The 14,811-nt window shown below is 61.1% G+C and carries 9 protein-coding genes; 6 read left to right on the top strand and 3 right to left on the bottom strand.

The features are described from left to right. Positions 1-3 precede the first annotated feature (3 nt). A complete protein-coding gene (locus FHT70_RS01840) occupies positions 4-5,952 on the bottom strand; it encodes an AAA family ATPase (RefSeq protein WP_183698481.1) in 5,949 nt (1,982 codons plus the stop codon). Positions 5,953-6,700: 748 nt separating this feature from the next. Further along, positions 6,701-7,324 carry a CGNR zinc finger domain-containing protein gene (locus FHT70_RS01835; RefSeq protein WP_246721682.1) on the bottom strand — a complete coding sequence of 208 codons (624 nt, stop codon included), beginning with the start codon at positions 7,322-7,324 and terminating at the stop codon, positions 6,701-6,703. A gap of 83 nt (positions 7,325-7,407) precedes the next feature. On the opposite strand from FHT70_RS01835, the gene FHT70_RS01830 reads away from it, so the two are divergent. The 6 genes from FHT70_RS01830 (at position 7,408) to FHT70_RS01805 (ending at position 13,699) form a co-directional block, all read left to right on the top strand. Beyond that, positions 7,408-8,403 (top strand): EamA family transporter, encoded by a 996-nt coding sequence (locus FHT70_RS01830; protein WP_246721680.1) that lies wholly within the window; start codon positions 7,408-7,410, stop codon positions 8,401-8,403. Positions 8,404-8,659: 256 nt separating this feature from the next. Next, the gene (locus FHT70_RS01825) at positions 8,660-9,163 is read left to right on the top strand and encodes a PTS sugar transporter subunit IIA (protein ID WP_183698479.1); all 504 of its coding nucleotides are present in this window, start codon (positions 8,660-8,662) and stop codon (positions 9,161-9,163) included. 190 nt (positions 9,164-9,353) lie between these two features. Next, a complete protein-coding gene (locus FHT70_RS01820; RefSeq protein WP_183698478.1) occupies positions 9,354-12,380 on the top strand; it encodes a glycoside hydrolase family 38 C-terminal domain-containing protein in 3,027 nt (1,008 codons plus the stop codon). A 293-nt stretch (positions 12,381-12,673) separates the two neighbouring features. Beyond that, positions 12,674-12,790, top strand: coding sequence for an antitoxin Xre/MbcA/ParS toxin-binding domain-containing protein (locus FHT70_RS30185; protein ID WP_281411750.1), 117 nt, complete (start codon positions 12,674-12,676; stop codon positions 12,788-12,790). Between the two features lie 76 nt (positions 12,791-12,866). After that, a complete protein-coding gene (locus FHT70_RS01810; protein ID WP_246721676.1) occupies positions 12,867-13,265 on the top strand; it encodes an RES family NAD+ phosphorylase in 399 nt (132 codons plus the stop codon). A 218-nt stretch (positions 13,266-13,483) separates the two neighbouring features. Beyond that, positions 13,484-13,699, top strand: coding sequence for a HAMP domain-containing protein (locus tag FHT70_RS01805; RefSeq protein WP_183698477.1), 216 nt, complete (start codon positions 13,484-13,486; stop codon positions 13,697-13,699). 188 nt (positions 13,700-13,887) lie between these two features. Here FHT70_RS01805 and FHT70_RS01800 read toward each other — a convergent pair whose 3' ends face one another. Continuing rightward, complete coding sequence (locus FHT70_RS01800) at positions 13,888-14,802, bottom strand: SMP-30/gluconolactonase/LRE family protein (protein ID WP_183698476.1); 915 nt, start codon at positions 14,800-14,802, stop codon at positions 13,888-13,890. Positions 14,803-14,811 lie beyond the last annotated feature (9 nt).

The raw sequence follows: 14,811 nt of genomic DNA, 5'->3' as shown, positions 1-14,811 counted from the left end.
CCATTATTTCTCCTCGGTTGGTAATGTAAACTGAAAAATGGCACCGTGGGGCGCGTTTGGCGTGGCCCAGAGTTGGCCTTTGTGAGCCTCTATGATCGAACGGCTGATCGTCAGGCCCATGCCCATACCCTTGGGTTTGGTACTGAAGAACGCCTCGAATATATCGCCGATCTTCGCCGGGTCGAGGATAGGGCCGCTATCGCGGACTGCCACCAAAACGGCATTGGGTGCTGCCTTTTCAGTGCTTACGATGAGTTCGCGCGCTCCTTTTGGCATCGCCGCCATCGCGTCGTTGGCGTTCATGATAAGGTTCAGGATCACCTGCTGGATTTGCACCTGGTCCCCTACGATCGGGGGCAAGCCGTCGGAGAGGTTTGTACGAAGCGACACCGCACTGCGTTCGAGGTCCGTGGACACCAGGGCTATCGTCTCGGACACGATATCGTTGATGTTCAGCCGATCCCTGCGTTCGGGTGATTTCTTCGCCATTGCCCGAATCCGGTCGATGACCTCGGATGCACGAAAAGCGTCGCTGATCATGCGCTCGATGGCGCGACGGGCGGAGACGATGTCACGGGGATCCGCGTCGAGATAGCGAAGGCAGGCATTGCCGCTGCTGACCAGCCCGGTGAGCGGCTGTCTGACCTCGTGGGCTATGGAGGCTACAAGTTCCCCCATAGTGGTCAACCTGCTTACATGGGCAAGTTCTGCTCGCGCAAGCTGAATGGCATCCTCGGCCTGCCTGCGGTCGGTGATGTCACGCGCCAGCGAAAGACGAAACCATTGCTCTTCCTGTCGGAATTTACCGACGCGAACCTCCACCGGAAATGTTGTTCCGTCCTTCCGCCGGTGGAGTGTTTCGAAAGTCATTGGATGTCCTGCGTCGACGCGATCCACTAATGTCGCAAGCGCCTTTTCGTCGATAGCTCCGTCAAAGTCGCGGGGGTGCATGCCAATCAATTCCTCCCGGCTGTAACCGAGGCTTTCACAGGCTTGGCGGTTGACGTCTATGACGGTCAGATCGTCGGTATGGAGGAAAAAGGCATCGGTGGCATGGTCGACGAAGGTCCGAAAACGAGTTTCGCTTGCTCGCAGCCTCTCCTCTGCTCGCTTGCTCTCGGACAGGTCGAGCACGAAGGCCACGGCCTGGCTCCCGGCCCCTTCGAAACTTGCCTCACCGATCATCACGGGTACGTGACCGCCGTCCTTTCGCTGGTACACCTTTTCAAAGGGGCGGACGCTGCCGGTCACTCTGAGCTCGGCCTCGGCCTCGGCGTCACGTTCGCGCCATTCCGGCGGTGTCAGCTCTTTATCGAGGAGCTGACCCGCCAAGAGTTCGTCACGGCTGTAGCCCACCATTTGCAGGAACGCCTCGTTGGCCTCGATTATCCGACCTTCGATGTCCCGGATAAAAATTCCGATGATGTTCGCTTCGACAAGCCGGCCTATTCGCGCTTCACGCTCTGCCAGGTCGTGGTAAAGTCCGGTGATTTCGAGCGTGCTGGCGGCTTGCGAGGCGATGAGCTTCAACAACGGAATGCGCCCCGGCGCGAAGACACGGCCCGCCAGAGTATTTTCCAGATACAGCGCACCGATCAGCTTCGCGTGATTGATCAGCGGCAAACAGAGAATGGATCTGGCCGCACGATGGCGGATATAGGGATCGGCCGCAAAGGCGTTTTCAGCCGACGCATCGTCGAGGCTGACGATTTCCCGCATACGCAGGACGTAATTGAGAACCGATTCCGGCATCACGCCGGCGACGGCCTCATTACGCAACTCGATGAGGACCGCTTCGCCGCGGATCGTCGCCTCAGCGGCAATCCGCGGTTCGCCGCCGCGCGACAGGATCAGAAGGCCACGTTCGGCTCCCGCCTGCTCGACGGCCATTCGCAGCACCGTATCGATCAGCTTCTCGACAACGATTTCGCTGGAGACTGCTTGCGACACCTTGATGACGGTGGCGAGGTCGAGATGCTCGATCGGCGCTTCGATCGTGCTTGTTGCAGCCGGTGCCGATTGTCCATCCCGCAGTTGGGGATAGGCTTCTTCGAGCTGCCGCACCTTGCCGTCGGCTCCCCAACTGAGATAACAGCGACGGGCGCTTTCAAGATACAGGCGAGCAATCTGATCGAAGCCGCGCGCCCGGTAAAAGGCGGAAGCGCGCTCATACGCGATCGCTTCATCGTGTGGGAGCGCGTGCGCACGCGCCAACTGGATCGCCTGTTCATAGAGGCGCTCGGCTTGCAACTCACGGCTTCCCAAGCGCGCGATCTCTGCGCCAAGCAATGTTGCGCGGCTTGCGAAATTCTCCGGGCTGTGCGCGGCCCAAGTGTCGAGCTGCCGGCGATGAGCGCGTAGGGCCTTGCGATAAAGAACTGTTTCAGTCGTCGATCCTTGCAAAGCAGAGGCCAATGAAAGGCCGGTGTAAAAGTGATATTCCGCCCGCTCGAAAATAGCGGGAGTCATCCAGAGGAGGCTTTCTGCTTTCGCCGCTGCCGAAAGTGCTGTGAGGGTATCCCCGGCAAATACACATGCCTGTAGCTTGCGGATCCAGTACAGGCAACTGCCCGGCTTGCCGTCGGTCTTAAGTTCGAATTGCTGCTCGTCGAACCCTTCATCGTTGAAGCATCCGAAGATCGGCGTCAGCCCGCGAAGCGTTCGGATGAGTTGGAGCTGCCCGCGGATGAAACCGACGGCGACGCCGAAGCCGGCCTGACGCGCGAAGTCCAAACCGGCTTCCGCATCGCGCTGGACCTGCGAGAGGGGCTCGCCAGCGGCCAGAAGATAGGTCACAAGGTTATTCCGGCTTAAGACGGCGTAGGTGAGATCGCCGACCTGCTGTGCCGTTTCGAATACGCGCTGCGCAAGCGCACGGCCGGTGCGGACATGACGCGACGATGATTTCGCAAGGTTACCGAAGGCGAGGTAGACTCGTGCCTTCAGGCGTTCCATTCCAGGCTGTTCCGTCAGGTCCAGTCCGAGCAGGCCGAACCGAAAACCGGCTTCATAGTTGCCAAAATAGGGCCCGAGCACCGTGCCCACAGCAGTGAAGGCATAAGGCGATGTGTCGCTGTTGCCGTGCTTGAGGCTGATGTTGCCCATTCGCCCGATAACGAGGCAGCGCAGATTCTCGTTGGTAAACAGGGCCGGAGTAACAAGTGAAGTCAGAACGTCCATGGTCGCGAGCGCGACCGGGTCCGCCATAGGGGGCGAGTTAAGCAGCGTTTCGATAGGGCGGCCCCCGAGTTGTCGCCAAAGCCGCGCGTATTCCTGGCGCACCTGGCTCCTGGTCGGGTGGGACGACCACGCAATGCCGACCCGGCGCAGGTAGTCGAGGCCGAATATGATGGCCTGATCGCTCCGACCCAGGCTCATGAAAAGGTCGACGCGCAGGCGCGTGACGCGGGCCAGATCGGCGAGGCTGGTGGCTCGGCTTGCCAATTCCGCGAGGCGGGCCTGCGCCTCCGCCGGTGCCCCGGTCAAGAATTCGCATTCGGCCCTGTGGAGTTCGAGGGCGAAAGCGAGTTCGTATCGGCGCTCCCAGGCATCGTGTGGCAGGTAAGCCGCACCCGTGCCGGCATAAGCCAGCGCCGATTCGTATGCAGCCGACGCCTTGGCGCGGCGAGTGGCAAGAAGGTTCAAGTCCGCGAGACGCTCGCGCTCTTCACCGGGCGCGATGAGCGCGCCGCCGCAGTTGAGTTGGCCGACAATCTCGAAAATATTCTCCTCGAGTGCCTGCGGCGGTCTATGCTTCAGCAGGAGGCGGCCAATGGAAAGATGTGCTGCCGCCCGCTCATATTCAGGGATCAGCCCATACGCGGCCTCCTGAACACGATCATGCAGGAAGCGGTAAGATGACCCCTCTTCAAGCAGCACGAGTCCGGCCCGCGCCGCGGCCCAAAAGGCTGCATGAACCGCGTCGTGATTTTCGCTCCTGATCAGAGCCAGGGTATCAACCGCCGCGTGACTGCCGAGACACGCCAGCATGTTCAGGGCAGCCTGTGTGGTATCGGGCAGGCGCCGCAGCTTGCTTAGCATAAGATCCACGACGTTATCGGTATAGCCTTTCGCTCTTATGCGATCGAGATCCCAATCCCAGTGCGCCTGTTCGTGATTGAATTCGAGCAGGCCTTCGTCCGGCAGCGTGCTCAGGAACTGGAGCGCGAAGAAGGGATTGCCTCCGCTCTTCTTGTGCACTAGCCGCGCAAGCGGCTGGACACGCTTGCTTGCGCAATGAAGAGCGTCGGCCAGCATCCGGGTCAGATCTTCCAGCCTGAGCGGTGTCAGTAAGATTTCATGCACTTGGCCACCGGCCTCCCGGATCGCTGTCAGCCGGCGGATCAGCGGATGGGTGGACGATACTTCGTTGTCGCGATAGGCGCCAATGAGCAGCAGGTGACGCATATCCTGCTGGGTGCACAAATCTTCAAGCAGATCGAGCGTTGCTGCGTCCAACCATTGGAGATCGTCCAGAAACAGCGTAAGCGGATGTTCTGCTGTGGCAAACACGCGCAGCAGGCGCCTGATGTTCAAATGGAAGCGGCGTTTGGCATCCTGAGGCGGTAGATCCGCAACCGCCGGAAGCCGGCCGATGAGAGATTCAAGTTCCGGAATGAGCGTTACCAGCAGCCGACCGCCCGCGCCCAGCTCTTCGCTTAAAGCAGCGCGCCATGGCGCGAGTTCCGCTTCACTCTTGCCCAGCAGCACTCGGACGAGGCCTTGCAGCGCCTGCGCTAGGCTCGCATAAGGAATGTGACGCTGGTTCTGGTCGAATTTGCCGGAAGCAAACAGCCCACGTGACGGCACGAGCGCGCGGTGGAGCTCATTCACGACCATGGATTTGCCCACGCCGGCATGACCCGAAACCAGCACCAGCGTCGGACCAGCGCCCGCCACGGCGCGGTCGAATGCGGAGGTCAGGGCGGCGATCTCGCGTTCGCGACCGTAGGGCCGCTCGGGGATCACCAGTCTGTCCGGCACATCGCGCGTCCCGAGCGGAAATTCTGAGATCCGCCCATACTTCTCGCTCTCGACGAGGGCACGTCGCAGATCCGCCTCTAGCCCGGCGGCCGTCTGGTAGCGTTCCTCTGCGTTCTTGGCGAGCAGCTTCATCACGATTGCCGAGATAACGCCTGGTAGCTCTCTTGCACGCTCGGACGGCGGCACCGGCCGCCTGGCAACGTGGCAGTGCACCCATTCCATCGGCTCCGAAGCAGTGAACGGCAACTGGCCGGTGATCATTTCGTAGAGAGTGATGCCGACGGCGTAGAGGTCACTACGCGAGTCAACCGATCGGTTCATGCGGCCGGTCTGTTCGGGCGACATATATGCGAGGCTGCCAGCAATGACCTCAGGGGGCTCGGCGGCCTGGCGCTCACGAGAAAGATGCGATGCCACTCCGAAGCCCGTGAGACGAACCCGTCCATCCGCCTCGTCCGCCAGTATATTCGCCGGCTTGATGTCCCTGTGAATGAGGCCGCATCCGTGAGCCTTGCCGACTGCCGCCGCAATGCCCCTGGCAAGGCGCAGAAAGACAGTGAGTTCGCCTGCCATGCCATGGCTGTGCCGTCCCATCAACTGCGGGAGGGGCACGCCGCCGCAATCTTCGAGGACGAGCACGCCACGACCATTTTCCGTGGTGAAATCCAGCGGTTTGGCTGCCCACTCCCGGTCGAGTTCGTCTTTCAGGCGATACTCGTGGGCCAGTCTGTCGAGGCTGGTTCGATTGGGATGTTCGGCTGCAAGCTGCACCTTCAGAACGGCTTTTGATGCGCCGTTGCCGCTCCGGATCAGCTCTCGTGTAAAGATGCGATCGCCGTCACTCCAGGAGGATTGTGGCTGGTGGTACCGAAGGTCAGTCGAAGTCTGCTGGCCGATGGAAGCGAGAGCGCGCTTCCGTCCGAACATGTTCTTCCTGGTATTCTGCGCATCTTTGACCGTGTCGTCCATGGCACACCGCTCGCTTCGATGCTGCCCGCATACCATCGGAGGTGCAGGCATCGCAGATCCAATCAAGCTTCACCGACTTTCCTCTCATGTCAACGAACCTATGCTTCGGATTATTGAGGCGGTCGCATCTCTGCTGATCTTCCTCCGAGTGAGGTTCGAGTGCATGTCGCTAAGGCAATTCCGCGATGAGCAAAGCTACGGCAATGCGGTTTCATGCTTTAAGAGGCGCCGCGCCGGCAGGGGTGAAGGTCTCGCGGTCAAGCAAAACGCCGGCGCGGCAAGTCGGCCCGTGATGGGAGGGCGTTTCTTTTAGGGCCGTTGCAACAGTAACTCTGCCTGGAGCACCCTCGCCATTATGCCAAAGTATACTTGTTTAGCCTTTTCGCACGATTTCCTAAACCAGACCAACTATGCCGGAAGTATCAGATCGCGCCTGCGTTGAGAGCAGCACCGTCTCGATCCCGAGTTTTGACATCTTCTTCGCGGTCGCCGGCCCGACGCCGTGGAACCGGAGAGTGGCGGTGAGAAGGCGTTTGCCTGCCTACCGCCATGGAACCAAGGATACCGCCGTCGGCCCGAACGGGAGCTCAACGCGCTTCAGATGGCGCGCAATATGCTCGAACGCGTTGGGAGAAGTCGCCGCAGCATATTCCTGGTGCTAGCTCAATTCTTATCACTCGCGCCTCCGTCAATCTGCCGATCTCCGGGGCGCTCAAGGCTTCCTATACTGATGAACTCACCGCCATCATCAACGGTCGTCGCCGTGCGCGCGAAAACGCTTCACTCGGCTGTGTACCCCGCAACTTGCCTCCGAGCACCATCGCCGCCGGCCACCCTTTGAACGATCAAGGAAGAGCCAGCCGCAATTATCGCCCTTGCACTCACGCACGCGACGGCGGCCGCTCCGGTTGGTCAACAGATCAGTAGCAGCGATAGCGAATAGGTGAACAATATCGGACAGATCGTCAAAGGGGAGTGCCCAGACGAAGTTCTGATTTGACTTTAGGAGGGTCTGTCTTGCGCGGCCTGCTCTCGCCATTTCTACCACTGTGCTCAATGCTGGCTCGGGATAAGGAGCATCGTTATCCTCAGCAATGAATAGGGTGTAGATAGTTTCTCTAAGCCTTATCAAATTCGCCAGGGCGTCTTCTGCCTTGCCGGGATCGACCGCCGCGCGTTCCCTCAAACTTGCCAATCCCCTTGCATCGATGAGCTGAAGCCTTTCAACGAACGCCAGCACGTCATCGAACGACCGCAGGAAATCGGGCCCCCAACGGCCGCGGCGGCTGTCGAGGGTGTTTACCAGTTCAAGGGCAGGATGGCCGCCGCTCAGACGCATGTCGAATATTGATGAGGCCATGGTGCGGAACAAAAAGCAGGTCGCCAGATTGTAACGATATAAATAATGTTTATTCGTTACAGAGCAAGGGCCTCTCTATGTCTCCTCGCAAGAACATGATCAAGTTCCTCATTCTTTGCCTCGTCTGGGGTCTGACGTGGATCGCCGTCAAGACCGGTATCGAAACCGTGCCGCCGATGATGTTCGCGGCGACAAGGTTTCTTTGCGCCGGCCTTCTGCTCTCAGGCTGGTCGCTGCGGTCCTGTCGCATATCGTTTGCGGCCGGTGAAGATTTGGTCAGGCTTGTCATTGCAAGCCTGTTGATGATCACACTCTGCTACGGTCCGCTGTTTTGGGGTATGCAGTTCGTTGCATCCGGGACAGCTGCCGTGATCGAAATGTCGCTTACGCCCCTGGCTCTGCTCGGGTTCGGAATATTGCTGGGGGAGGAACGATGGAGTGGCGCCCGAGCTTTTGCGATGATCATCGGCATGATCGGCCTGTCATTCCTGTTTTCACCCACACTCGAATTTACCAGCCTCTCCGGCACCGGCGGTATTGTTGGACTTCTTGCGATCAGCTGGAGTGCAGTATCGTCGGCCTGGGGATCTGTCTTGGCCAGGCCGCTTATCACCCGTTACGGCAGCAGCTTCGTATCCGGCTGCACGACACTCCTGGGAGGTGGAGGCCTGTTTTTGAGTTCACTGGTCTTCGAGCCCGAAGCAGCCGCAAGTCTGCAGACACTGTGGAACTGGCAGGCAGTCGCGAGTTGGCTGTTCCTCGTCCTCTTCGGATCGCTGATCGGTTACAGCATCTATCTTCAGCTTATTCGTGACATCGGGCCCGCCCGGGCGGGCAGCTTTGCGTTCGTGTCGCCCATCGTTGCTGTAGCCGTCGGCGTTATGATCGCTGGCGAGGCCTTGTCTGCGGCGGGGATGTTGGGAATGATACTTATGCTGCTGGCAGCGGCCATTTGTCTCTATGGATACCAAGGTTCGTCGAGAAGCAGCCGACACGATGATGCAGAGGCGGACGAGGGGTGCGCCTTAGAAGTCGCCGTCGAACTTCGATGCGATAGGCGGCAAAGAGACGCAGCCCGCCGGATCCGCTGAGTGATCTGTCAGAATGCTATGGCGGGGCCAAGGCGCTCCGGGGCCGAGCTTGATTTCCACGATTCAATCCCCACGTACAACTTATCATGAATATTGTCGTGACACGGCGAGAGCCCCAGCGCCTCAAAGCAGGCCTCTGACCCGGCCGCGAGCTCCGCTGGCGTCGCGTCCGGGTAGCCAGTTTCAATCAAAATGCGAGACGCGAATGCAGTGAATGCACTGCGATGGTGCTCGCACGCTCGGCTAAGAGGCGACCATGACGATGTTCAGAAACCTTCCGGCAGAAAATGTCAGTCTTGACCTTGTGACCAAGGGCAAGCATTCCGCGCTCTCCAAGATCGCTGCAAAAATTGCGCGGCGAACCGCACTTGACCCGCGGATGGTTCTTCGCGGCATCTGGCAGCGAGAGAGGCTCGGCTCAACCACGATTGGCCGCGGAATCGCTGTCCCACACGCGTTCGTGCAACCGATCTCGTCGCCTGTGACTTGGTTTACGCGATTGGCTCCTCCGATAAATTTCAAAAGTCCCGACCTCGACCCCGTCGATCTTGTCTTCACAGTCCTTTGGCCGCGCTCGGAGGTCCACACGTTTCTGCCGGCGCTGTCGCAACTGTTTCGTCTCGTGCGGGTGCCTCTCTTCCGAGAGGAACTTCGGCTGGCGCGATCCCCCGACGAGGTAATTGCGATCCTGCAGGGCGAGGCGTGGGCAAACAACCAGATACCGCCGACCGCCGCCGCTCCAGGGGTCGCGGTAAACTGAATCAGGACAAGCACGATCTCGGACAGAAGATCTTTTGCGGCTTGACGGCAAATCAAAGTTACTTAATCTAAGCATCTGCAGGGCCCCGCTGGGAGGAGGGGCCTGCATTCGCGATCCCTATCGCATCATCTTCATCTCCCAAAGCCATGATTCCCGATCGCGCGCCGCCGATTTTTGAACAGGACAAGCCATGCCGCTCACCATCGCCCAACGCCTCGACAGTCTGAAGGTCCGTATCGCCGAGCTCGCGCACTGGCGGGACCGGCATAGCAGCCCGATCGATGGCTGGACCTTCGAGGGCGAGCCGATCGCCCATCACCAGGACTGGCCGCATCGGCAGGGCGTGGTGTATTTTGCTGCGAGTGCTGAAGCGCCGGCGAACTGGCCGCTCGAAGATATTCGCCTGCAGCTGGATCTCGGCGGCGAGAGCCTGATCACGCTCAGCTATCCCGATGGCCAGAGCGAAACATTCGGCCTCGATCCCTATCACCAGGAATTCCCGGTGAAGGGCCGGCGCTTTTCGATCGCGGCGGAAAGCGTCGCCCGCTTTCCTTTCGGCGAGCCGAACCGGGCGCCGAGGCTCAACAAGGCCCGGCTGATCTGGCTCGACGGTCCCGTCCACCGCCTGCATCTTCTCCTGAAGCAGATCGCCGAGGCGGTCGGCGCGCTCGGCGATCATGAGGTCGTGCCGCATCTGGTGGACGCCGCCGAGCGGACGCTGCGCAGTCTCGACTGGCCGTCGGATACGGCGGCTTACATCTCCCGCACCGCTGATGCCGTCATGCAACAGAAGATTTGGGAACTGCCGGAGCTTGTATCCGATCCGGCGGGTCTCTCCGAAGAGCAGAGCGCTTCGGCGGCAGCCGCCTTCGAGGCGCTGACGGCGCGGCTGAAGGAGCTGCAGAAGCGCTTCCCCCCGAATGGAGAACTGGTGCTGACGGGCCACGCGCATATCGATCTCGCCTGGCTCTGGCCCTATCGCGAGACGCGGCGGAAGATGCGGCGCACCTTCAATACGGCGCTTTCGCTGATGGAACGCTCCGAGGATTTCCGCTTCAACCAGTCGACCGCCCATTATTACGCGCAGATGGAAGAGGAAGATCCCGAGCTTCTCGAGCGCATCAAGAAGAAGGTCGCGGAAGGAAAGTGGGAAACCGTCGGCGGCATGTGGGTCGAGCCCGATACCAACATGCCGACCGGCGAAAGCCTCGTGCGCCAGGTGCTCTACGGTCAGCGTTATTTCGAAAAAACCTTCGGCGCGCGCCACACGGTCTGCTGGCTGCCGGATTGCTTCGGCTTCTCCGGCGCGCTGCCGCAGATCTTGAGGCAGGGCGGCATCGACAGCTTCTTCACCATCAAGGTCAATTGGAGCGAGACCAACCACATCCCCTCCGATCTCTTCTGGTGGAAGGGCCTCGACGGCAGCCAGGTGCTGACCCACACCTTCGACAATCCGATGCAGGGCTACAACGGCTTCGTGCAACCCGATTGCTACCTGCCGACGTGGAAGAATTTCCGCGGCAAGGCGCAGCATCACGCCTCGCTTCTCGCCGTCGGCTATGGCGACGGCGGCGGCGGGGTGACGCCTGAAATGGTGGAGCGCGAAGTGCAGCTGCGCGATTTTCCCGCCATTCCGCAAGCGCGCTGGGGCACGGTCAAGGGCTTCTACGAGCAGGCGCATCGCAGCGCATCGGAGAAGAAGCTCCCCGTCTGGGACGGCGAAATCTATCTCGAACTGCATCGCGCGACGCTGACGACACAAAGCGGCGTCAAGCGCAAGCACCGCCAGGCCGAACGCGCGCTGATCACCGCCGAGACCCTCGCTTCGCTCGCCCATATGCTCGGGGCAGAAAAGCCGAAAAGCCTCGAGGCGGATTGGCGCGTGGTGTTGAAGAACGAGTTCCACGACATCCTGCCGGGTTCGAGCATCCGCGAAGTCTATCAGGATGCGGAGCAGGAACTCGGCGGCGTCATCGACCACGCCAAGGTCGAGCAGGCCAAGGCTTTGCAGACCCTTTCGGCCAATTTGCCGAAGGGCGGGGTCGCTGATGCCCTCATTGTCGTCAATCCCTCGCTTGCGCCGCGGCCGGTGAGCGCCACGCTTGCCGACGGCACGGTACTTTCGGCCGCCGATATCGTCGCTCCCTTATCGGTCGCAGTCTTCGACAGGCAGGCGCTGAAGCCGGCGGGTGGGCTGAAGGCCGGCTCCGATCGCCTGGAAAACGATCATCTCTCGGTGGTCATCGGCAACGATGGAGCCGTTGCCAGCCTCATCCACAAGGCGAGCGGCCGCGAAGCGGTCGATGGCTCCGCCAACCAGCTCTGGGTCTATCCGGCCGATAAGCCGCGCAACTGGGATGCCTGGGATGTCGACGCCGATTATGCCGAAAAGGGCGTCCGGCTCGAAGCGCCCGAAAGCATCGGCCTCGTCGAAAGCGGCCCGCACCGCGCGGCGATCCGCGTCGTCCACCGCTACCGCAATTCGAGCGTCACGCAGACTTATGTGCTGACCGCCAACGCTAAACGGCTCGACATCGAAACGACCATCGACTGGCACGACCGCCGCACCCTGCTGCGCACGCTGAACCCGGTCGACGTGCAGGCTCGCAAGGCGACCTTCGAATGCGCCTTCGGCGTGGTCGAGCGGGCGACACACACGAATACCTCCTGGGAGCAGGCGATGTTCGAGGCCGCCGCCCATCGCTTCGTCGATCTCAGCGAGCTCGGCTTCGGCGTGGCACTCCTCAACAATGCCAAATACGGCCACAGCGCCCGCGCCAATGTGATCGGCATGAGCCTGGTGCGCGGGCCGATTTATCCCGATCCGCTCGCCGACGAAGGCGAGCAGAGCTTCACCTACGCGCTCATGCCGCATGAGGGCGCCTGGCATGAAGGCGGCGTCCTCGACGAGGCGCTCGATCTCAACCAGCCGCTGGTGACGGCCGAGGCAAAAGGCCTTTCCGCCGGCAATTTCGCGCCGCTTGGCGTCGAGGGCACTCCGGTCGCATTTTCGGGCCTGAAGCCGGCGGAGGAGGGCGAAGGCCTGATCCTGCGCCTTTATGAACCGGCCGGCCGGCGTGGCCGACTTTCCCTCGCCCTGCCTTCCGGATGGGCGGCGTCGCAGCCGCTCAACATTCTCGAAGAGCCTATGGAGCGTAAAGGCCCCGCCGACATCATGCCCTTCGAGATTCGGACCTGGAGGCTGCGAAAGGGCTGATCAACCATCCGCGACCCGCGGTATGTGCGGGACAAACTAGACAAATTGGCGAGCTTGCGGTCGCCCGCAGGCTTGAGGATTGGGCCGGGCCGGTTGCCGGCGCCAGCGAACTCCAGCGCGATTTTGGAATTGCGCGCTCCACGCTCAATCGCTGGCAGCATGCCGGCGAGGTGATCGCACTGTTGAAGGGAACGAGAAAGCACGTCTATCCGATCGAACAATTCATCGACGGGCGTCCCGCAAGGGGCATAGCAACGGTCGCCGCTCTCGTGTCCAATCAGCGGGTGGTATAGCTGTGGCTTTGCCAGCCGAATCCCATGTTGGGCGGGCGCAGGCCCATCGACCTCCTGAAACAGGATCGCGCTGACGAGGTCATCGACGCGGCTCAGACCTATTTCGCCGTGCAATGAGACTCGACAAAACTATCCGTCAGCGCCTCGCCGTCCGGGCTGATGTCACCGACTATGTCAGGATCATCGCGCGCCCATGCCGGAACGCCGCTCGGCATGGGTTCGGCAAGTCGCGGTTTCGAGCCCCAAGGACAAGTTCCGGCTGCTCTACCTCGCTCAGGACCCCATGACCGCGGTCGCGGAAACGATTGTTCGCGACCGCTTTCAAGATAGGGCCGAGCGAGTGATATTCCAGGAGGAGTTCGACCGCTATTCGATCGCCGCCGTCCGAAACCCAGGCCCGCTTTTTCTACTCGACCTGCGCTACGAAGGCGCAAACCTGCTCGGTGTCTCGACGGATGCCGTTCGGGCACGGGCGCAGGCGAGCGGACGCCGGCTCAGCCAAGTCATCTACGATCGCACCGATTTCGACGGCATTCTCTACATGTCGTTTATGACCGCGCCACCGCCGGCCTCGAGGCGGATAGCCCCGTAGTGGATTTGCCCCGCCTGTCGGCGCTCGGCCTCATCCTCGATGCGCTGCAGGTCACCGTCATATCAAGGGAATAATCCCGGTCGTCGAGAAGACGTTCCGCAGTCGGCGGATGCGACACAGAGCGAGTCAGCTGTCATATCCACATCCTGCGCTCGCTATCCCAATCGAAGGTGCGGACTCGGCCAAGGCGATGGCGACCAAGGCTGAGGAAGAGGCCGATGCCTCCGCTGCCCTCGTCCTATACGTCAATCGGTGTCGGTCCGTTGACCATTATCACGTTGATCGGCGCCGCTGTTTTTGCCGCCCGCGTGATCGCAAAACCGATCGGCGAGATCACCGCAAGCATGAGCGGTCTAGCAGAAGGCAATCTCGATGCCGACATCCCATTCGCCAACCGGCGTGACGAAATCGGCCGGATAGCCCGCGCGGTCTAAGCTTCAAGCAGAACGACGCCGCCGCGCGAAGGTCATTGAAATGCAGAGGAACGTCGATGTGATCATCACGGCAGCGGTCGCCGGCGACTTCACGCGTCGCGCCGCCGCGGAATACGGCTACGAGGATCTCAATTAGTTCGCATTGGGCGTTAATGAACCCGCCGCCCCCGAACCTGGCATTCACCGGCTTACGGTCTTTGGGCGCCGGTCGTGGCAACATAGAGGGAATAGAGTGAGCGCGTTGCGGCTATGAACAGACGGTTGCGTCCGGGGCCGCCGAAGGTCAGGTTGGCGACGGTCTGAGGGACGCGGATCTTGCCGATCAGCTTGCCTGCCGGATCGAAGCAGTGCACGCCATCACCGGCACTGGACCAAAGGTTCCCCTGCACGTCAGTCCGGATTCCGTCCGGGATGCCGTTGTCGATGAGGCAGAAGACGCGGCCGTTCGCAAGGCTGCTGCCGTCGACTACATCGAACGCGCGGATGTGGCGTGGCAGGCTTTCGTCGTGGCTTGCTGACGAATCCGCGACGTAGAGGATCGTCTCGTCAGGGGAGAAAGCAAGGCCGTTCGGCTGGATGAAATCCGTGATGACGGCGGTTAGCTGGCCGGTCGCCGGGTCGAGCCGGTAGACGTTGCGCGTCGCCTGCTCGGGCTCAGCCTGATAGCCTTCATAATTCGACATGATGCCGTAGGTCGGATCGGTGAACCAGATCGTGCCGTCCGATTTCACCACAACGTCGTTCGGCGAATTGAGCCGCGCGCCCTCGAAACGGTCGGCGAGCACGGTGATCGAGCCGTCGATCTCGGTGCGCGTCACGCGGCGCCCACCATGTTCGCAGGAGACGAGCCGGCCCTGGCGGTCGCGCGTGTGGCCGTTGGTGAAGTTGGATGGCTGCCGGTAGATGGAGACGCCGCCCTCGGGCGTCCATCGCAGCATGCGCTGGTTTGGAATGTCGCTCCACAGAAGCTGGTTCGCATCGTTGAACCAGACAGGACCCTCTGCCCAGCGGCAGCCTGAATAGAGTTCGTCGAGACCGGCGCTGGTGACGATCAACTGCCGGAAGCGCGGGTCGTGGATTTCGTAGATGCTGGCCTCGGCCATGGTGGTCTT

This window comes from Rhizobium sp. BK049 (assembly GCF_014193135.1).
Taxonomy (GTDB): Bacteria; Pseudomonadota; Alphaproteobacteria; order Rhizobiales; family Rhizobiaceae; genus Rhizobium.
Note: the sequence above shows the minus strand (reverse complement) of the source record. Positions and strands in the feature narration are given on the sequence as shown.